The 21,065-nt window shown below is 60.3% G+C and carries 12 protein-coding genes; 10 read left to right on the forward strand and 2 right to left on the reverse strand.

The genetic code is table 11. The features are described 5' to 3' along the window. Positions 1 to 189 precede the first annotated feature (189 nt). Entirely contained in the window at positions 190 to 573 is a 384-nt protein-coding gene (locus tag EYC79_RS13680; RefSeq protein WP_062427977.1) for an acyl-CoA thioesterase, read from the reverse strand. A gap of 290 nt (positions 574 to 863) precedes the next feature. Here EYC79_RS13680 and EYC79_RS13685 point away from each other — a divergent pair, with 290 nt between their 5' ends. Continuing rightward, a complete protein-coding gene (locus EYC79_RS13685; protein ID WP_062427850.1) occupies positions 864 to 1,070 on the forward strand; it encodes a hypothetical protein in 207 nt (68 codons plus the stop codon). Here EYC79_RS13685 and EYC79_RS13690 read toward each other — a convergent pair. Next, complete coding sequence (locus tag EYC79_RS13690) at positions 1,048 to 2,793, reverse strand: ABC transporter ATP-binding protein/permease (protein ID WP_130978355.1); 1,746 nt, start codon at positions 2,791 to 2,793, stop codon at positions 1,048 to 1,050. The two genes, EYC79_RS13685 and EYC79_RS13690, sit on opposite strands and share 23 nt — an antisense overlap. A gap of 290 nt (positions 2,794 to 3,083) precedes the next feature. Here EYC79_RS13690 and EYC79_RS13695 point away from each other — a divergent pair, with 290 nt between their 5' ends. From EYC79_RS13695 to EYC79_RS13740, 9 genes are all read left to right on the forward strand, one after another. Further along, positions 3,084 to 6,434, forward strand: a complete 3,351-nt coding sequence (locus EYC79_RS13695; RefSeq protein ID WP_130978356.1) for a transglutaminase family protein — start codon at positions 3,084 to 3,086, stop codon at positions 6,432 to 6,434. Between the two features lies 1 nt (position 6,435). Beyond that, entirely contained in the window at positions 6,436 to 8,856 is a 2,421-nt protein-coding gene (locus EYC79_RS13700; protein WP_062439529.1) for a circularly permuted type 2 ATP-grasp protein, read from the forward strand. A 3-nt stretch (positions 8,857 to 8,859) separates the two neighbouring features. Continuing rightward, the gene (locus EYC79_RS13705; protein WP_130978357.1) at positions 8,860 to 9,738 is read left to right on the forward strand and encodes a transglutaminase family protein; all 879 of its coding nucleotides are present in this window, start codon (positions 8,860 to 8,862) and stop codon (positions 9,736 to 9,738) included. A gap of 209 nt (positions 9,739 to 9,947) precedes the next feature. Further along, positions 9,948 to 11,303, forward strand: a complete 1,356-nt coding sequence (locus EYC79_RS23470) for a vWA domain-containing protein (protein ID WP_165457037.1) — start codon at positions 9,948 to 9,950, stop codon at positions 11,301 to 11,303. Between the two features lie 436 nt (positions 11,304 to 11,739). Continuing rightward, positions 11,740 to 14,202, forward strand: coding sequence for a glycogen/starch/alpha-glucan phosphorylase (locus EYC79_RS13720; protein ID WP_111849410.1), 2,463 nt, complete (start codon positions 11,740 to 11,742; stop codon positions 14,200 to 14,202). Further along, positions 14,202 to 16,409, forward strand: a complete 2,208-nt coding sequence (gene glgB, locus EYC79_RS13725) for a 1,4-alpha-glucan branching protein GlgB (RefSeq protein WP_062598901.1) — start codon at positions 14,202 to 14,204, stop codon at positions 16,407 to 16,409. Before EYC79_RS13720 ends, glgB begins: the two co-directional genes overlap by 1 nt. Positions 16,410 to 16,529: 120 nt before the next feature. Continuing rightward, positions 16,530 to 17,792 carry a glucose-1-phosphate adenylyltransferase gene (gene glgC / locus EYC79_RS13730; RefSeq protein WP_062427843.1) on the forward strand — a complete coding sequence of 421 codons (1,263 nt, stop codon included), beginning with the start codon at positions 16,530 to 16,532 and terminating at the stop codon, positions 17,790 to 17,792. 5 nt (positions 17,793 to 17,797) lie between these two features. Further along, positions 17,798 to 19,240 (forward strand): glycogen synthase GlgA, encoded by a 1,443-nt coding sequence (glgA, locus tag EYC79_RS13735; RefSeq protein ID WP_062427973.1) that lies wholly within the window; start codon positions 17,798 to 17,800, stop codon positions 19,238 to 19,240. Continuing rightward, positions 19,241 to 20,872: an alpha-D-glucose phosphate-specific phosphoglucomutase gene (locus tag EYC79_RS13740; RefSeq protein WP_111849406.1), complete on the forward strand. Its 1,632-nt coding sequence runs from the start codon at positions 19,241 to 19,243 to the stop codon at positions 20,870 to 20,872. Positions 20,873 to 21,065: the final 193 nt, after the last annotated feature.

The raw sequence follows: 21,065 nt of genomic DNA on the forward strand, positions 1-21,065 counted from the left end.
TCTACGAGCTGGCCTGTTGCGCGCCGTCTCTGCCCCACCCACTGCCGTCATCCTCGGGCTTGACCCGAGGATCCACCTTTTCAAAGACTTAACCGCAATTCGGCGCTCGTCCACCCGCACGACGGACTCTCAAGGATATGGATTCTCGGCTCAAGGCCCGAGAATGACGCAGGAGAGTGTATCGCCCCCTCACCCCTTCACCGGCCGCGGGTTGCCCGCATCGTCCACCGCCACCATGATGAACACGGCCTCCGTCACCTTGTCGCGGGAATGTTGCGAATAGTGGCGCGTCCAGGCTTCGATCTTCAGCGTGATCGATGTGCGCCCCACCTTTTCGATGCGAGTGTAGACACACAGCGTGTCGCCGATCTTCACCGGCTTCTTGAAGACGATTTCGTTGACGGCAACGGTGACCGTGCGGCCGCCCGCCACGTCATTGGCGCGCACGAAGGCGGCAAGGTCCATCTGCGACATCACCCATCCGCCAAAAATATCACCGGCGGGATTGGCGTCAGCCGGCATGGCCAGCGTGCGAAGGGTCAGTTCCATATCGGAGGGTGGTTGGTTGTCCATCAGCATACCTCTTGATCGCGCACCTCCCGGTGTCGCGATAGCCTATTCACCGACCATTGGAAAAGAGCGATTTCGTCTTGGCTGGTCTTCATTTCCAGCATGTCGATTGAAACAGGAACAAGGCTTTCGAGGCTCGCCCTCATCAACAACAAGTCACGTCAAACACAGTCAAAAAACCACAACACAACAAATTACCAAGCTTCGGTAATGCTTCGTTAACTATAACGGCTCAGTCTCTTAATTTATTAGGTTAATTTCATATACTTCCAGATGCAGGGCGAGGCTCGAAAATGGCATATGACTGGAGTGGGAATGACATCAAACAGAGGCATTACGACCGCCTGATCGTGGTCGCTCTGCTGGCCATCGTCTCGATTGCGGTGACGGCGCCCTTTATGCTTCGTTTCGAAACACAGACGATGAAAGGAGAGCGGATCGAAATCCGCTCACCGGTGGTCATGGAAGACACGCACGCTATCCAGCTGGCGCGCTCGTAACCAGCTCGAGATGCAGAACACGTGGTGACAGCACCTGCATCACCGCATCCGAACGACCGATATAGACCACGGCGGTGTCCTTCATGCCGCTTAGCACCCCTACCAGCCGGTCGATCGTATGCTTCTCCAGACCTTCCAGCAGATCGTCGATGAACAGCCAGCGCGGCTTTAAGAGAAGCGCATTGGCCACCCGAATACAGGCCTGCTCGTCGGAATCGAACTTCTGGTCCCAGCGAATATTGTCGTTCATCCGCGGAATGATGTGGCCGAGGCCGCAGGCTTCCATCGCGGCCAGAAATTCTTCTTCCGTGAACTTTTGCGGCGCACGCGGATAGGAGAGAATTTCGCGCAATGGCGCCGCCGGCATATAGCCGTGCTGAGCAATGAACAGCGTCTCGTCGCGCGGCGGCATGGTGATCTTGCCGCGCCCCCAGGGCCAGAGCCCGGCAATCGCCGCAAAGAACAGCCGTCGGTTCACGCCCTGGTCTCCGTCGATCACCACACGGTCGCCAATGGCGATCTCGACAGGAGCTTCGCGCAGCCTGAAGCTGCGCGCCATCTCCTTGCCTCCCGCTTCAGGACTGATTTCGACGGATGAAAACCGCACGACATCGGTCGCGGAACGTTCGAGGTCGATGGCGTTTTCGTGCCTCTCGACGCTGTCCATCTGGATCAGCGCGTTGCGGAAGATCGACACGCGTTGCAGCGTCGCCTTCCAGCTGGCGATCGGGCCGAAATTGTCGATGTACCAGCGCAGCGCCACATTCACCTGGTTGAAGGCGCCCACCGCCATCATCAGCCCGCCAAACGTCAGGTTGCCGGAGAAATAAACGGGTGCGGCAATCAGGATCGGCGCGACGATGGCAAGCCAGCCATAACCGGCAGACACCCATGTCAGATGCGTCAGCCCCATGGCGAGCCCGCGAATGACGACCAGCACCGCGTCGATATCCTGGCGAATGCGGTGACGCTCGTTCTTCTCGCCGCGTGAAAGGGTGATGGCCGTCAGATTTTCGCTCGCCCGCATCAATGAGAAGCGAAGCTCCGCTTCCTTGGAATAGCGCTCGGCATTCAGCGGCACCAGCCGGTAGCCGACAATGTTGGAAAGCAGCGAGGCCGATCCCGCATAAAGAAGTGCCGCCCAGACCATATAGCCCGGGATCGCCACCATCTTGCCGCCGATCTCGATGGCAAAGCCCGCCGAAAGCCCCCAAAGCACGCCAATGAAGCTGACGAGAATAATCGTGGCATTGACGAGACCGATGGCAAGTGCGGTGCTGCTTTCGGCAAGGTTGCGCACATCTTCATGCAGACGCTGGTCGGGGTTGATGGAAATGGTGCCGAAGCTTGCAAGCTTGGCGGCGCGGCCGGGCTTCAGCCACTGCTCCACCATGTCTTTCGCCAGCCCTTCGCGCATGTTCAGCGCGGTCATCTGGTTCAGCCATGTCTGGAAGACGTTGAGAAGCAGCAGGCACCCGGCAATGATGGTGAAGACTTCCAACTGGTGAATGAAGGCGTTAAGGTCGCGCCGCTCCAGCGAATTGTAGAAGGGCGCGTTCCATTCGTTCAGCCTCACCTGCCCATAGGCTGTCACGAGAATGATGGTCAGCAGACCGCAGGCCAGAAGGATCAGCCGGGATCGCACCGGAGATGTCCAGAAGGCACTGCCCATCATCCGCATCTGCGCTCTGAAGTTGAGATCGAATCGCGCGTAGGCAGCCATCTCCTCAGGAGAATTTCCTTGCGTTTTCAATTCATTACCACTTTCTCAAATCACAGAATCGCGCTGACTGGCAAAGACCAAGTCTGTGCCCTAGCGATGACAGCAATATCACTAAGCTGGTACTTGTCTACACGACCTCAAGAACACCCCTGACGCGCCCTTTGAAATGCCGCGGCGACGAATGCACGACGGGACCGAAATGTTCCTTGCATTATGCGCGTGCATTGCACAAAGTCAGGGCAATAGAGGGGGCGGAACAATCCGCAAATGCCGGAAATATAAGGTAATACATGTCGATCAAGGCGAGCATCTATCATCTGACGCATTATAAATATGACCGGCCAGTCCGCCTTGGACCCCAGATCATAAGGCTGAAACCGGCGCCGCATTCCCGCACCAAGGTCATCAGCCATTCGCTGAAGGTCACGCCCTCCAATCATTTCGTCAATCTGCAGCAGGACCCTTACGGCAACTTTCAGGCCCGCTTCGTCTTTCCCGATCCGGTCACCGAGTTCAAGATCGAGGTCGATCTCGTCGCGGATATGACGGTCTATAATCCCTTCGATTTCTTCGTCGAAGAAAGCGCCACCAAATGGCCCTTCGACTATCCGGAAACGCTGAAGGACGATCTGTCGATCTACCGCAAACCGGAAGAGACGGGTCCGCTCTTCGATGCGCTGATGGCCACCATCGACAAGACGCCCGGCCAGACAACGGTCGATATGATCGTCGGCATCAATGCCAAGCTTCAGCAGGCCATCGGTTACGTCATCCGCATGGAGCCCGGCGTGCAGACCCCGGAAGAAACACTTCTGTCGGGCAAGGGCTCCTGCCGCGATACCAGCTGGCTTCTGGTGCAGGTGCTGCGTCGCCTCGGGCTCGCCGCCCGCTTCGTCTCCGGCTATCTCATTCAGCTCGCGCCGGACCTGAAGGCGCTCGATGGACCGTCCGGCACGGAAGTGGATTTCACCGATCTGCATGCCTGGGCGGAGGTCTATCTGCCGGGTGCCGGCTGGGTCGGTTTTGACCCGACATCTGGGCTTCTGACCGGCGAAAGCCATATTCCGCTCTCCGCCACCCCGCATTATCGCAACGCAGCGCCGATCTCCGGCGGCTATTTCGGCGAGGCCAATACGGAATTCGCCTTCGACATGAGGGTCACGCGCGTTGCCGAACATCCGCGCATCACCAAGCCTTTTTCGGATGAAAGCTGGGAAGAGCTGAATGCGCTTGGCGAAACCGTCGATCGCGCGCTCATCGCACAGGATGTGCGCCTCACCATGGGCGGCGAGCCGACCTTCGTCTCCATCGACGATTTCGAATCCGAGGAATGGAACACCGGCGCCGTCGGCCCGACCAAGCGGCAGAAGGCGGATATCCTCATCCGCAAACTGCGCGAGCGCTTTGCCCCCAACGGCTTCCTGCATTATGGTCAGGGCAAGTGGTATCCGGGCGAAACCCTGCCGCGCTGGACCTTCTCGCTCTATTGGCGCAAGGACGGCAAGTCCGTCTGGCGCAATCCCGATCTCGTCGCTCAGGAAGGTCAGGATACCGGCGTCAGCTCCACGGATGCCGAACGGCTTCTCACCTCGATTGCCGGCCATCTCGGCATCGAGCCCGATCTGGTACTGCCCGCCTACGAAGACACGGCGGAATGGCTGATCAAGGAAGCCAACCTTCCCGACAATGTCGATCCCTCAAACTCCAAGCTCAAGGACCCGGAAGAGCGCAGCCGCCTTGCACGCGTCTTCGAGCGCGGCCTGACGGAGCCGACCGGCTATATTCTGCCCGTGCAGGCGTGGAATGCGCAAAGCTCCGGCCACAAGCGCTGGGTCAGCGAGCGGTGGAAGACACGGCGCGGCAAGATCTTCCTGGTGCCCGGCGATAGCGCCGTCGGCTACCGCCTGCCGCTTGGAACCCTGCCTTACGTTCCGCCGTCCGCCTTCCCCTACATTCACGAGGCCGATCCCTCGATTCCACGCGGCCCTCTGCCGGATGCCTTGCCGCCTTCGGCCCATGCCCCATCGCCTTCGGCACGCAATATGCCGGAAGCTTCCTTCCAGGCGGGCGATGCCCCAAACCTCGGCCGCAACGAGCAGGTCATCAGCGATATCGCCGGAACGGTGCGCACCGCACTATCCGTCGAAGCGCGCGATGGCAGGCTCTGCATCTTCATGCCGCCGGTCGAACGCATCGAGGATTATCTCGACCTCATCGCATCCGCCGAGGCTGCCGCCACCGATCTCGGCCTGCCCGTCCATATCGAGGGCTACGCGCCGCCGCATGACGAGCGCATGAACGTCATCCGCGTCGCACCCGATCCCGGCGTCATCGAGGTCAACATCCATCCGGCGGCAAGCTGGAAGGAGTGCGTCGATATCACCACCGCGATTTATGAAGACGCACGCCAGTCGCGCCTTGGCGCCGACAAGTTCATGATCGACGGTCGCCACACCGGCACCGGCGGCGGCAACCATGTGGTCGTCGGTGGCGCAAACCCCAATGACAGCCCGTTCCTGCGCAGGCCTGATCTGTTGAAGAGCCTCGTGCTGCACTGGCAGCGCCACCCCTCGCTCTCCTACCTCTTCTCCGGCCTCTTCATCGGCCCCACCAGCCAGGCACCGCGCATCGATGAAGCGCGCCATGACAGCATGTATGAGCTGGAAATCGCCATGGCCCAGGTGCCGGCACCGGGCGAAGGCGTGCCGCCCCTGCCGTGGCTGGTCGACCGTCTGTTCCGCAATCTTCTGGTCGACGTGACCGGCAACACCCACCGCTCGGAAATCTGCATCGACAAGCTGTTTTCGCCGGATGGCCCGACGGGCCGTCTTGGCCTTGTGGAATTCCGCGGTTTTGAAATGCCGCCGAATGCCCGCATGTCGCTTGCCCAGCAATTGCTGGTGCGCGCGCTCATCGCCCGCTTCTGGAAGAACCCGATCGGCGGCAAGTTCGTCCGCTGGGGTACAGCACTTGCTGACCGCTTCATGCTGCCGCACTACATCTGGACGGATTTCCTCGACGTTCTCGCCGATCTGAGAGAAAACGGTTTCGACCTGAAGCCGGAGTGGTTCGTCGCCCAGCTTGAATTCCGCTTCCCCTTCTTCGGCGAGGTGGAATATGAGGGCTCGAAGCTGGAACTGCGCCAAGCGCTGGAACCCTGGCATGTCATGGGCGAACAGGGTGCCATCGGCGGCACGGTGCGCTATGTGGATTCCTCCGTCGAGCGCCTTCAGGTGCGCCTCGAAACCACCAACCCGGCGCGCTACACCGTGTCCTGCAATGGCCGCGCCGTGCCCTTGAAGCCCACGGGCGAATCCGGCGTTTCTGTCGCAGGCGTGCGCTTCAAGGCGTGGCAGCCGGCCGCCGGTCTGCACCCGGTGCTCCCGGTCAACTCGCCCTTAACATTCGATATTTATGATACATGGTCGAACCGTTCGATCGGTGGCTGCATCTATCATGTTGCCCATCCGGGCGGGCGCAACTATGACACCTTTCCGGTCAATGGAAACGAGGCGGAAGCGCGTCGCCTGGCGCGTTTCGAGCCATGGGGCCACACGGCCGGTCAATATACCGTCTGGCCGGAAGCCGTGTCGCCGGAGTTTCCGCTGACACTCGATCTGCGACGCCCGCAAGGAGTATAAGGTGGCGAAGGCACCTGCAACGGAACGCAAGACCGGAGAAACCGGCATGGGATCCATGCTGGGCTATCGCGCGTTGCCGGGCGTTGCCGATGAGATGCTGGATATAGACGGGCGCATCCGCCCCGTCTGGCAGCCCTTCGTCAATGCCCTTTCGCGCATGGACGAGCGTGAACTGCACGACCGCTTCTCGCGTACCGACCGCTACCTGCGCGATGCCGGCGTCTTCTATCGCGACTATAGCGCTCAAGGCGTCGGCGGTGGCGGCAGCGAACGCAACTGGCCGATCTCGCATGTCCCGGTTCTGATCGACGATGCCGAATGGCAGGTCGTCACCAAAGGCCTCGTCCAGCGCGCCAATCTGCTCGAGGCCGTGGTGGCCGATATCTATGGCGAGAACACGCTGGTGCAGCAGGGCTATGTGCCGCCAGCCCTCATTGCCTCCAATCCGGAATTTCTGCGCCCCATGGTCGGGGTAAAACCCGCCAACGGCCATTACCTGCACTTCTGCTCCTTCGAGATCGGCCGTGGCCCGGATGGCAACTGGTGGGTGCTGGCCGATCGCGCCCAGGCTCCCTCCGGCGCGGGCTTCGCGCTCGAAAACCGTGTCGCCACCACCCGCGCCTTTTCCGATATCTATGCGGAGGCGCATGTCCATCGCCTCGCCTCCTTCTTCGGCGCGTTTCGCGATACGCTGCAATCGCACCGCCAGCATATGGATGAGCGTATCGCGGTCCTGACCCCCGGTCCGGCCAGCGAAACCTATTTCGAGCACGCCTATATCGCTCGCTATCTCGGCTTCATGCTCCTCGAAGGTGAAGACCTGACGGTCGTCAACAACCGCGTCATGGTGCGCACCGTCGCAGGCCTCAAGCCCGTCGGCGTCTTGTGGCGGCGTCTCGATGCATCCTATGCCGATCCGCTGGAGCTCGACCAGAACTCCCATATCGGCACGCCCGGCATGGTGCAGGCGCTGCGCGCCGGTTCTCTCAACATGGTCAATGCGCTCGGCAGCGGCATCTTGGAAACCCGCGCGCTGCTTGCCTTCATGCCCGCCATCTGTCGCCATATCCTCGGCGAAGATCTCGCCATGCCGTCGATTGCCACATGGTGGTGCGGCCAGCCGACGGAGCGTCAGCAGGTGGCCAGCAATATAGAGCGCATGGTCATCGGCCCCGCTTACTCGCGCCTGCCCTTCTTCGACGACAACGGGCAGTCGGTGCTGGGTTCGAGCCTGCGCGAAACCGCCAAGGATTCGATCAGCGACTGGCTCGCAACCGACGGCCACAAGCTCGTCGGCCAGGAAGTCGTCACGCTGTCCACCACGCCCGCCTTCGTCGATGGCAAGCTTGTGCCACGGCCCATGAGCCTTCGCGTCTTCGTTGCCCGCACCCAGGATGGCTGGCAGGTGATGCCGGGTGGCTTTGCCCGCATCGGCCGCAGCAACGATGTCGCGGCGATTGCCATGCAGGCCGGAGGCCGCGCGGCGGATGTCTGGATCGTCAGCGACAAGCCGGTGGAGCGGACCACGCTGCTGCCCCCGGAAGAAAATTTCATCCGCAATATCCCCGGCAGCCTGCCGAGCCGTGCCGCCGATAATCTCTTCTGGCTCGGCCGCTATATCGAACGCTCCGAAGGCGCGCTGCGCATCCTGCGCGCCTGGCATGCACGCTATGCCGAATCCGCCGATCCGAAGCAGCCGCTGCTTGCCCATGTCACCGACTATCTGGAAACCGTCGATATCGACGTGGAGGAGCCCGTCCCCTCCAGCCTGATCGCCAACATCAACAGCGCCATCTATTCCGCCAGCAACATCCGCGACCGCTTCTCACCGGATGGCTGGCTGGCACTCAACGATCTGGCGAAGACCGCACGCCGCTTTCACAGCAAGATCCATGCAGGCGACGATGCCACCCATGCCATGACTATTCTGTTGCGCAAGGTCGCGGGCTTTGCCGGTCTGGTGCATGAAAACATGTATCGCTTCACCGGCTGGCGCTTCCTGGCGATCGGGCGCTATCTCGAACGTGGCCTGCACATGACACGGCTGCTGGCGCATATGGGCGGGCCGGAAGCACCAGACGGCTCCTATGACATGCTGCTCGAAATCGGCGACAGCGTCATGACCCACCGCCGCCGCTACAATGTGAATACCGCCGCGCTGACCGTGATGGATCTTCTGGCGCTCGACCCGCTCAACCCGCGCTCGATCCTCTTTCAGCTGAACGAGATCCATGCCGAGGTCGAGCAATTGCCCAACGCCTCCATCAACGGCCAGATGTCGCCCTTCTGCCGAGAGGCGATGCGCATTCAGTCCACGCTTGCGGTCATGACGTCGGAAAATCTCTCCGGCGATGTCTTCCGCCAGCTGGAGAAGGATCTCGAACGGCTTTCCGATATTCTCGCACAAACCTATCTCGGATAGTCGATGCTTTACGATCTCTCGCTGCATATGGGTTATGTCTACGACACGCTGGCCTCCGGCGCGCGCCACATCATCCGTGTCACGCCGCTTTCCATTCAGGGCAGGCAAAGGCTCGTCGCCTCTGCTCTCACCGTCTCGCCGACGCCCGAAGAGCGTACCGTCTTCGACGACTTCTTCCACCAGAGCGCCACCTCGATTTATCTGCGCGCATCCCACGACAAGCTCGACATCCGCATGCAGGCCCGCGTGTCGGTGGAGAGCCCGTCGCTGACGGCGGATCTCTCGCCACCGCTCGATAGGCTGCAGGCGGAGCTTTCCAGCATCAACTCGCTGGACGCTGAGGCCCCGCACCATCTGGCAGGAGCCAGCCCCCGGATCGGCGAAGATGCGGCGATTGCGTCTTACGCGCGTGAAACGGCCAAGCCTGGCATGACGGTGCGCGAAATTGCCTTTGCGCTGTGCAAGCGCATCTACAAGGACTTCAAATATGATGGCGAGGCCACCACGGTGGACACGACACCGGGCCAGGCCTTCAAGCTGAAGCGCGGCGTCTGCCAGGATTTCTCCCATATCATGATTTCAGCACTGCGCAGCCTCGGCATTCCCGCCGGCTATGTCAGCGGTTTCCTGCGCACCCTTCCGCCACCTGGCAAGGAGCGGCTCGAAGGCGCAGACGCCATGCATGCCTGGGTGCGCGTCTGGTGCGGCGAAGCGGACGGCTATATCGAACTGGATCCGACCAACGATATCCTTGCCGGCAGCGATCACATCGTCGTCGGCTATGGTCGTGATTATGCCGATGTGGCACCCGTCATCGGCGTATTGAAAAGCTACGGCAACCAGAAGATTACACAAGCGGTCGATGTCGTCCCGGTCAGTTGATCGTCACCCTTTCAACCGCCTATGCCATCCTTCACCGATCGAGAGTTGTCTACGGTAGAAAAGCTGCAAGTAAAAAGCGTCACAACTGTAATTATTATCAAATAAAACGCCGCTTTGCTCAAACTGGAGTGCTTGAGTTAGCAAATCATCAATAAAGCGTCGGTAAGCCTGCCCCTTATAAAACAAGGCGATAGCTGGGTGGTGGCCGAATGATGATGGGACGGACGTTTAAAAGGTTACTTGCCGACAAGCGCGGCAACTTCGCAATTCTGACTGCACTTGGTCTGCCTCTCCTCTTTGGTGCCGTTGGCGCTGGCATGGAAACCACCCGCGTCATGCAGGTGAGAAACGACATGCAGATCGCACTCGACAGCGCCGTTCTCGCGGCAGCGACGCATGCCCGGCTCGATGAGGGCCGCAAGTCCGACGCAGAGTATGCCGCGGAGGTAAAGAAGGTCGTTGAAGAGGCTTCCGGGGGTCAACTTGACAACGGGAGCGGCAATGGAGGTGGAGGCGGAAACGGCAGCGGAAGCGGGCCCCGGCACCCGCTCGACCCCGGGCTCGATCATGGCCTCGATCACGGCCTGGGTAAAGGAAACGGCAAGGGTAACGGTAACGGCAACGGCAACGGTGCCGATAAGAGCAACCCCAAAAAAGACAAAGCCGAAGTCGATGCGACGGCGAGCCGCAATGAGACCAAGAAGGGAACGAGCTTCAAGATTTCCGGCTCGCTCACCCGTCAGGTGCCCCTTAACCCGCTGATCGGCTTTATCGGCGTCAATACGGTCACCATCACCGTCAGAAGCACGGCCGAAAGCAGCTTCAGCAAGGGTGCGGCCATGTCTCTCTATCTGGTGCTGGATCGCTCCGGTTCCATGGCCTTCAAGACCGATACGTTGGACAAGTCCAGGAATTCCTGCGACAACTACACGGAACAATCCTGGCCGAGAGTGGCCTTCACCACCCCCTGCTACATCAAGAAGATGGCGTCGCTGCAGGCGGCAGTGTCCTACCTGGTGGACACGCTGAACAAGTCGGACCCGTCCTATAACCAGTCAGGCAATCCTGAGTCTGAACTCATCCGCACCGGGGCCATTGCCTATAACTCGGCAAGTTTCAGCGCGCAGAAGATCACCTGGGGTACATCAGCGACGAAGCGATATGTCGACTCCATCCCTGCGGTGCCGACGGGGGGCACCAATGCCTATCCATCACTGACGACCGCATACAACGCTCTGAGAGGCTCCAATCCGGAGGAGCGCACGCGGCATGATGAAAAAGGCAACAAAATGTTCCAGCGCTTTATCGTGTTCATGACCGATGGTGAAATGACCAACTCGAGCATCGACGGACAGGTGCGTTCCATTTGCTCTTCGATCAAGGAAGATGGCATCAAGATCTTCACCGTGGCCTTCATGGCGCCGGACAAGGGCAAATCGCTGCTGAAATATTGCGCGAGCAGCCCTGACAATTACTTCGAGCCCGATAACATGGAAGAGATCGTCGCCGCCTTCGGCGAGATCGCCCGCAAGGCGGCAAGCGTTCCCACCCGGCTGATCAACTGACCTTCCGATCCACCCGATACGTTTTTAGGAGCGCGTGGCGAAAGCCGCGCGCTGCAGCTTCGCCCTGAAAATCGGAAGCGATTTTCCGCAAAGCACAATGCGTGGACGTAAAAAGAATAGATCGTCTCTTACGCGTCCAAATGGGCGCATAGGAGACGATCTATCTGCGTTTCAGTCAGCCTTTTCGCCACCGCTCGCGCCCCTTTCTGGGCAATCGCTCCTCTTGCGAAAAGGGCTGTTGCCACAGCCGCTTATCGATGCATAAACTGCAATCGAAGCAGTGCAGCATGTCGTGCAATCCGCAAGGCGATTTTCGATCGTGACATGCAACAATGAAAGGATTGAAAGCGTGACGAGCCGCTCCCAAGGATCGCGACGCGCTTTGATCGACAGATAGACTCAGGCCCTCTCCTCCCATCAAGGTGCTGACCGACCCATGATCAACAAACTTGCCACCAACGACCTTCCCCGCCCCGCCCCGCGCAGTTCCGAACCGGATGTGCTTGCCTCTGAAATCATCGAGCGCCTCACCTACCGCATCGGCAAGGACGTCAAGGTCGCAAAGCCGCATGACTGGTTGACGGCCACCATTCTCGTCGTTCGCGACCGCATCATCGACAAGTGGATGGAATCCACCCGCAAGGCCTATCAGAACGATTCCAAGCGGGTCTATTACCTGTCGCTGGAATTCCTCATCGGCCGGCTGATGCGTGACGCCATTTCCAATCTGGAACTGATGGAGGAAATTCGCCAGGCACTTACCTCGCTCGGCGTCGAGTTCGACGTGATCGCCGGACTGGAGCCCGATGCCGCACTCGGCAATGGCGGTCTTGGCCGTCTCGCCGCCTGTTTCATGGAATCCATGGCCACCGTCGATATCGCCGCCTATGGCTACGGCATCCGCTATGTCCACGGCCTGTTCCGCCAGCAGATGGCCGATGGCTGGCAGGTGGAACTGCCCGAAACCTGGCTTGCCCACGGCAACCCGTGGGAATTCGAGCGGCGTGAAAGCGCCTATGAAATCGGCTTCGGCGGCACGGTGGAAACCATTGGCGGCTATGAAGATCCGCAGCGCTTCCTGTGGAAACCGGCCGAGCGCATGATCGCCATGGCCTATGACACGCCGGTGGTCGGCTGGCGCGGCACCCGCGTCAACACGCTGCGCCTCTGGTCCGCCCAGCCGATCGATCCGATCCTGCTCGATGCCTTCAATGCCGGCGACCACATCGGCGCGCTGCGTGAAAGCAACAAGGCCGAGTCCCTCACCCGCGTTCTTTACCCGGCCGACGCAAACCCTGCCGGCCAGGAACTGCGCCTGCGCCAGGAATACTTCTTCTCGTCCGCTTCGCTGCAGGACATTCTGCGCCGTCACCTGCAGCAATATCCGGATTTCACCAATCTCCCGGACAAGGTCTCCATCCAGCTCAACGATACCCATCCGGCCATATCCATTGCCGAAATGATGCGCCTTCTCTGCGACGTGCATGGCATGGATTTCGAAGAGGCCTGGACGATCACCCGTGGCACCTTCTCCTATACCAACCACACGCTTCTTCCCGAAGCGCTGGAAAGCTGGCCGGTGCCGCTGCTCGAGCGCCTGCTGCCGCGCCACATGCAGATCATCTACGCGATCAATGCCAACACGCTGATCTTCGCCCGCAAGGAGAAGAAGCTCTCGGACGGCCAGATCCGCTCGATCTCGCTGATCGACGAAGGCGGCGAGCGCCGGGTGCGCATGGGCAATCTCGCCTTTATCGGCTCGCATTCCATCAACGGCGTGTCGGCGCTGCATACCGAGCTGATGAAGGAAACGGTCTTTTCCGACCTGCACATGCTGTTTCCAAACCGCATCAACAACAAGACCAACGGCATCACCCCACGCCGCTGGCTGATGCAGTGCAATCCGGGCCTGACGAGCCTGATCCGCGACGCCATCGGCGATGCTTTCATGGACGATGCCGAGAAGCTTCTCGATCTCGACCGTTTTGCCGAAGATTCCAGCTTCCGCGACAAGTTTGCCGAGATCAAGCGGCAAAACAAGGTGCGCCTTGCCAACACGGTGGCGCAGCGCATGGGCATCCGCGTCGATCCCTCCGCGCTCTTCGATATCCAGATCAAGCGCATCCACGAATATAAGCGCCAGCTGCTGAACCTGATCGAGGCGGTCGCCTTATACGACCAAATTCGTTCGCACCCGGAACTGGATTGGGTTCCGCGCGTTAAGTTCTTTGCCGGTAAGGCCGCGCCGAGTTATCACAACGCCAAGCTTATCATTAAGCTCGCCAACGATATCGCCCGCGTCATCAATAACGATCCGGCAGTGCGTGGGCTTCTGAAAGTGGTATTTATTCCGAATTATAACGTCTCGCTGGCCGAAATCATGGTGCCGGCCGCTGACCTGTCGGAGCAGATTTCCACCGCGGGCATGGAAGCCTCGGGCACCGGCAACATGAAATTCGCGCTCAATGGCGCACTCACCATCGGCACGCTCGACGGCGCCAATGTCGAGATGCTCGAGCATGTCGGCGAAGACAATATCGTCATCTTCGGCAAGACCGCCGACGAGGTCGCCAAGGCGCGCTCCGAGGGCCACAATCCGCGCGCCATCATCGAAAATTCGGCCGAGCTTGCTCAAGCCGTCTCTTCGATTGCGTCCGGCGTGTTTTCGCCTGACGACCGCTCGCGCTTCACCGGGCTGATGGACGGTCTCTACAACAATGACTGGTTCATGGTCGCCGCCGATTTCGATGCCTATGCGCAAGCCCAGCGCGATGTCGATGCCATCTGGAGCAACCCCTCCAGCTGGTTTGAAAAAACCGTTCGCAATACCGCGCGCATGGGCTGGTTCTCGTCCGACCGGACGATCCGCCAATACGCCACGGAAATCTGGAGAGCCTGATGAAAAAACCGCTCAATTCGGCTGAAGAGAAGACTTTCAACTCCATACCCACGGCCGAAATCGAGGCAATCAAGAGCGGTTTGCATTCCAATCCTTTTGCGGTGCTCGGCGTCCATCAGACGCCGGGCACTCTCGTCGCCCGCTGTTTTATCCCGGGCGCCGAAGAAGTGACGGTCATGACCTTGGACGGCAACGTTGCCGGAGAGTTGACCCGCGTCGATGACGACGGCTTCTTCGAAGGTCCGATCACGATTACCAAGCGCCAGCCCGTGCGTTACCGCGCGCTGCGCGACGATGCCGAATGGGCGGTGACCGACCCCTATAGTTTCGGCCCGGTGCTCGGCCCAATGGATGATTATCTGGTGCGCGAAGGATCGCACTTACGTCTCTTCGACAAGATGGGCGCACATCCCCTGAAGCTTGAAGGCGTCGAGGGTTTCCATTTCGCGGTCTGGGCCCCGAATGCGCGCCGCGTCTCGGTCGTCGGCGATTTCAACAATTGGGATGGCCGCCGCCATGTGATGCGCTTTCGCAAGGACACCGGCATCTGGGAAATCTTCGCACCGGATGTCTATGCCGGCTGCGCCTACAAATTCGAGATCATCGGCCCCCATGGCGAGCTTTTGCCGCTGAAGGCCGACCCTTACGCGCGCCGCGCCGAGCTTCGCCCGAAGAATGCCTCCGTCACCACGCCGGAGCTTGTCCAGCAATGGGAAGACGACGCGCACCGCAAGCATTGGGCCAGCATCGATCAGCGTCGCCAGCCGATCAGCGTCTATGAGGTCCACGCCGCCTCCTGGCGCAAGCATCAGGACGGCTCCATGCTGACCTGGGACGAGATGGCCGCCCAGCTTATCCCCTATTGCGCCGATATGGGCTTCACCCATATCGAATTCCTGCCCATCACCGAACACCCGTATGATCCGTCCTGGGGCTACCAGACGACCGGCCTTTATGCGCCGACCGCCCGCTTCGGCGAGCCGGAGGGTTTTGCCCGCTTCGTCAACGGCGCCCATAAGGTCGGCATCGGCGTCATCTTGGATTGGGTGCCGGCCCATTTCCCCACCGACGAGCACGGCTTGAAATGGTTCGACGGCACCGCCCTCTACGAGCATGCCGATCCGCGCCAGGGCTTCCACCCGGACTGGAACACCGCGATCTACAATTTCGGTCGCGTCGAGGTCATGTCCTACCTCATCAACAATGCGCTCTACTGGGCGGAAAAATTCCACCTCGATGGCCTGCGCGTCGATGCGGTCGCCTCGATGCTCTATCTCGATTATTCCCGCAAGGAAGGCGAGTGGATCCCCAACGAGTATGGCGGGCGCGAGAACCTGGAATCGGTTCGCTTCCTGCAGAAGATGAACACGCTGATCTATGGCAACCATCCCGGCGTCATGACCATTGCGGAAGAATCCACCTCTTGGCCGAAGGTCTCGCAGCCCGTGCATGAGGGCGGTCTCGGCTTCGGCTTCAAGTGGAACATGGGCTTCATGCACGACACGCTGAGCTATTTTGCCCGCGAACCCGTGCATCGCAAGTTCCACCATCAGGAACTGACCTTCGGTCTGCTCTACGCCTTCACCGAGAATTTCGTGCTGCCGATCTCGCATGACGAAGTGGTGCATGGCAAAGGTTCGATGATTGCCAAGATGCCGGGGGACGACTGGCAGAAATTCGCCAATCTTCGCGCCTATTACGCTTTCATGTGGGGCTATCCGGGCAAGAAGCTGCTGTTCATGGGTCAGGAATTTGCGCAGTGGAGCGAATGGAGCGAGAAGGTCTCGCTCGACTGGAACCTCCTGCAATATCATATGCATGAAGGCATGCGCCGCCTGGTGCGCGATCTCAACTTCACCTACCGCTCCAAGGCCGCCCTTCACGCCCGCGACTGCGAGCCGGAAGGTTTTGAGTGGCTGATGGCCGACGATCACGACAATTCCGTGCTGGCATGGCTGCGCCGTGCACCGGGCGAAAAGCCGGTGGCGGTCATCTCCAACCTGACGCCGGTCTACCGCGAGAATTTTTACGTGCCGCTTCCCGCCGCCGGGCGCTGGCGCGAAATTCTCAACACCGATGCCGAGATCTATGGCGGCACGGGCAAGGGCAATGGCGGGCGCGTGCAGGCGGTGGATGCCGGTGGCAGCATCGGCGCGACGCTCACACTTCCGCCGCTCGCCGTCATCATGCTGGAGCTGGAAAACTAATCCGCCTCTCGTCGCAGGGACATGAGGCAGAGGAAAATGAACACGTGATGGGAAACCTTAAAATCTCCCCACACGTTTGAGACCAAGGGAACCGTGGAATTTTATGGGAGGACAGGACCGATGAGTGAAAAGAGAATTCAGCCTCTGGCACGTGATGCAATGGCATATGTGCTGGCTGGCGGGCGCGGCAGCCGCCTCAAGGAACTCACCGACCGCCGCGCAAAGCCTGCCGTCTATTTCGGCGGCAAGGCACGCATTATCGATTTCGCGCTCTCCAATGCGCTGAACTCGGGCATCCGCCGCATTGGCGTCGCCACGCAGTACAAGGCGCATTCGCTGATCCGCCATCTGCAGCGCGGCTGGGACTTCTTCCGCCCGGAACGTAACGAAAGCTTCGATATTCTGCCCGCCTCCCAGCGCGTTTCCGAAACGCAATGGTATGAAGGCACCGCAGACGCCGTCTACCAGAACATCGACATCATCGAGTCTCACGGGCCCGAATATATGGTCATCCTCGCTGGCGACCATATCTACAAGATGGACTATGAATACATGCTGCAGCAGCATGTGGATTCCGGCGCGGACGTGACGATCGGTTGTCTGGAAGTGCCGCGCATGGAAGCCACCGGTTTCGGCGTCATGCATGTCAACGACAAGGACGAGATCATCGCCTTCATCGAAAAGCCTGCCGACCCGCCGGGCATTCCGGGCGATGAGGAAAATGCTCTCGCCTCCATGGGCATCTACGTCTTCCACACCAAGTTCCTGATGGAATGCCTGCGCCGCGATGCCAGCGACCCGAATTCCAGCCGCGACTTCGGCAAGGACATCATCCCCTATATCGTTGAACATGGTAAGGCCGTTGCGCACCGCTTCGCCTCCTCCTGCGTGCGCTCGGATTTCGAACACGGACCCTACTGGCGCGACGTCGGCACCATCGATGCCTATTGGCAGGCCAATATCGATCTGACCGATATCGTTCCGGATCTGGATATCTACGACAAGTCCTGGCCGATCTGGACCTATGCCGAGATCACGCCGCCGGCGAAATTCGTGCATGACGACGAAAACCGCCGCGGCTCGGCGGTCTCCTCCGTCGTCTCGGGCGATTGCATCATCTCCGGCGCATCTTTGAACCGCAGTCTGCTGTTTACCGGCGTGCGCGCAAACTCCTATTCGCGCCTCGAAAATGCCGTCGTGTTGCCAAGCGTGAAGATCGGCCGCCACGCGCAGCTCAGCAATGTCGTCATCGACCACGGCGTCGTCATTCCGGAAGGGCTGATCGTCGGCGAGGACCCGATCCTCGATGCCAAGCGGTTCCGCCGCACGGATAACGGCATCTGCCTGATAACCCAATCGATGATCGACAAGCTGGACCTGTGAGCCTCATGAATGTTCTTTCGGTCACATCCGAAATCTATCCGCTGATCAAGACCGGGGGGCTTGCGGATGTTTCCGGCGCGCTCCCCATCGCGCTGAAAGCCTGCGGCGTTCACACCCGCTCGCTGATCCCCGGCTACCCCGCCGTCAAATCGGCAGTCAAGGACGCCCACAAGGTCGGGGAATTTCCCGATCTTCTGGGCGAACATGCCGATATTCTGGCAGGCGAGCACGAGGGTCTGGACCTCCTGATCCTCGACATTCCCTCGCTCTATGACCGCCCCGCCGGCCCCTATCTCGATTCCACCGGCAAGGATTTCGCCGACAACTGGAAGCGCTATGCCGCCCTGTCGCTTGCCGCTGCCGAAATTGCCGCAGGCAAGCTTGCCGGCTGGCAGCCGGATCTCCTGCATGCGCATGACTGGCAGTCCGCCATGGCGCCGGTCTATATGCGCTATGCCGAGACGCCGGAAATTCCAAGCCTGCTCACCATCCACAATATTGCCTTCCAGGGGCAGTTCGGCGCCAATATCTTCTCCGAACTGCGCCTGCCGGCCCATGCCTTTTCCACCGAAAGCATTGAATATTACAACGATATCAGCTTCCTGAAGGGAGGCTTGCAGACGGCAACGGCGCTCAGCACGGTGAGCCCGTCCTATGCCGAGGAAATCCTGACCCCGGATTACGGCATGGGGCTCGAGGGCGTCATCCGCGCCCGCGCCCAGGCGCTGCATGGCATCGTCAACGGCATCGATGCCGAGGTCTGGAACCCGGCGATCGACCATCTGATCCAGGAAAACTATACGGCTGCAAACCTGAAGCTGCGCGCCATCAACAAGGCCGCCGTCGCCAACCACTTCCGGGTCGATCACGATAACGGTCCGCTCTTCTGCGTCATCTCCCGCCTCACCTGGCAAAAGGGCATCGACCTGATTGCCGAGGTTGCCGACGATATCGTCGAAATGGGCGGTCGTCTGGTGGTGCTGGGTGCTGGCGAGATTGCGCTGGAAGGCGCGCTGATGGCCGCTGCCACCCGTCATCCCGGACGCGTCGGCGTTGCTGTCGGCTATAACGAGCCGCTGTCGCACCTGATGCAGGCCGGCTGCGATGCCATCATCGTTCCCTCCCGCTTCGAGCCCTGCGGCCTGACCCAGCTTTATGCACTGCGCTATGGCTGCGTGCCCGTCGTTGCACGCAACGGGGGCTTGAACGATACCGTGATCGATGCCAATCACGCTGCTGTTTCCGCCAAGGTCGCCACCGGCGTCCAGTTCTCCTCCGTCACCCCGGAAGGACTGCGCCAGGCGCTCCGCCGCACTATGCGATATTACCGAGACCCGAAGCTGTGGACGCAGATGCAGAAGCAGGGGATGAAATCGGATGTTTCCTGGGAAAAGAGCGCAGGACTCTACGCCGCGCTTTACACCCAACTTTTGTCGAAAGGCCATTGAATGTCGATCAAGACCGTCCAGACCACGCCATTTCAGGATCAGAAGCCCGGAACCTCCGGCCTTCGAAAGAAGGTGCCGGTTTTCGCGCAGGAGAACTATGCGGAAAACTTCATCCAGTCGATCTTCGACAGCCTCGAAGGCTTTGCCGGTGAGGCGCTGGTGATCGGCGGCGATGGCCGCTACTACAATCGCGAGGTCATCCAGAAGGCAATCAAGATGGCCGCAGCCGCTGGCTTCGGCAAGGTTCTGGTCGGCCAGGGCGGCATTCTCTCCACGCCGGCGGCCTCCAACGTCATCCGCAAATACAAGGCCTTCGGCGGCATCGTTCTCTCCGCCAGCCACAATCCCGGTGGCCCCAACGAAGATTTCGGCATCAAGTACAATATCGGCAATGGCGGCCCGGCCCCTGAAAAGATCACCGACGCCATCTTCGCCCGCACCAAGTCGATTGAAACCTATCGCATCGCCGATGTCGCCGATATCGATCTCGACCGGATCGGCACGAGCGACGTTGCCGGCATGCAGGTGGAAGTCATCGATCCGGTGGCCGATTACGCCACGTTGATGGAAGAACTCTTTGACTTCGGCGCGATCCGCGATCTGATCGCCGGCGGCTTCAAGGTCGTGGTCGATTCCATGAGCGCGGTAACCGGCCCCTATGCGGTCGAAATCATCGAAAAGCGCCTTGGCGCACCGGCGGGCTCGGTTCGCAACTCCGTACCGCTGCCCGACTTCGGCGGCCATCACCCGGACCCGAACCTCGTTCACGCCAAGGAACTCTATGACGACGTGATGAGCCCGGAAGGCCCGGATTTCGGCGCCGCTTCCGATGGCGATGGCGACCGCAACATGGTCGTCGGCAAGGGCATGTTCGTCACCCCTTCGGATTCGCTTGCCATCATCGCTGCCAATGCCAAGCTGGCACCCGGCTACGCATCGGGCATTTCCGGCATCGCCCGCTCCATGCCGACGAGTGCCGCCGCAGACCGCGTGGCCGAAAAGCTCGGCATCGGCATGTATGAAACGCCAACCGGCTGGAAGTTCTTCGGCAATCTGCTCGATGCCGGCAAGGTCACCGTCTGCGGCGAGGAAAGCTTCGGCACCGGCTCCAACCATGTGCGCGAAAAGGACGGTCTCTGGGCCGTGCTCTTCTGGCTGAACATCGTCGCCGCCCGCAAGGAAAGCGTCAAGGACATCGTCACCAAGCACTGGGCCGAATATGGCCGCAACTATTACTCGCGCCACGACTATGAAGAAGTCGACAGCGACGCCGCCAACACGCTGGTCGCCATACTGCGCGAGAAACTCGCGACGCTTCCCGGCACCACCTACGGCAATCTGAAGGTCGCCAAGGCAGACGACTTTGCCTATCACGATCCGGTCGATCAGTCGGTCAGCAAGAACCAGGGCATCCGCATCCTCTTCGAAGGCGGCTCGCGCATCGTGCTGCGCCTCTCCGGCACAGGCACATCCGGCGCGACGCTGCGCCTCTATGTCGAGCGCTACGAGGCCGACGCGGCCCGCCACACTATCGAAACCCAGGAAGCGCTGGCCGACCTCATCGCTGCGGCAGACACGATTGCCGGCATCAAGAAGCACACAGGCCGCGATGCGCCGACGGTGATTACCTGATCGAGTGGGCTTGAAGCTCCAACCCTTTGCCAGTCTTGTTGGTGAGGCCCCCCCCTCTGTCCTGCCGGACATCTCCCCCTCAAGGGGGGAGATCGGCCAGAGGTAAACTTGCCCTCATCATCAACCGTCGAGAGTGGAGTAGCCTCTTCGCTGAGTTAGCCAAAGAGGCGAGCGGCCAACCCAACCCGATCTC

The sequence above is a fragment of the Agrobacterium cavarae genome, from assembly GCF_004310285.1.
In the GTDB taxonomy this organism is placed as follows: domain Bacteria; phylum Pseudomonadota; class Alphaproteobacteria; order Rhizobiales; family Rhizobiaceae; genus Agrobacterium; species Agrobacterium cavarae.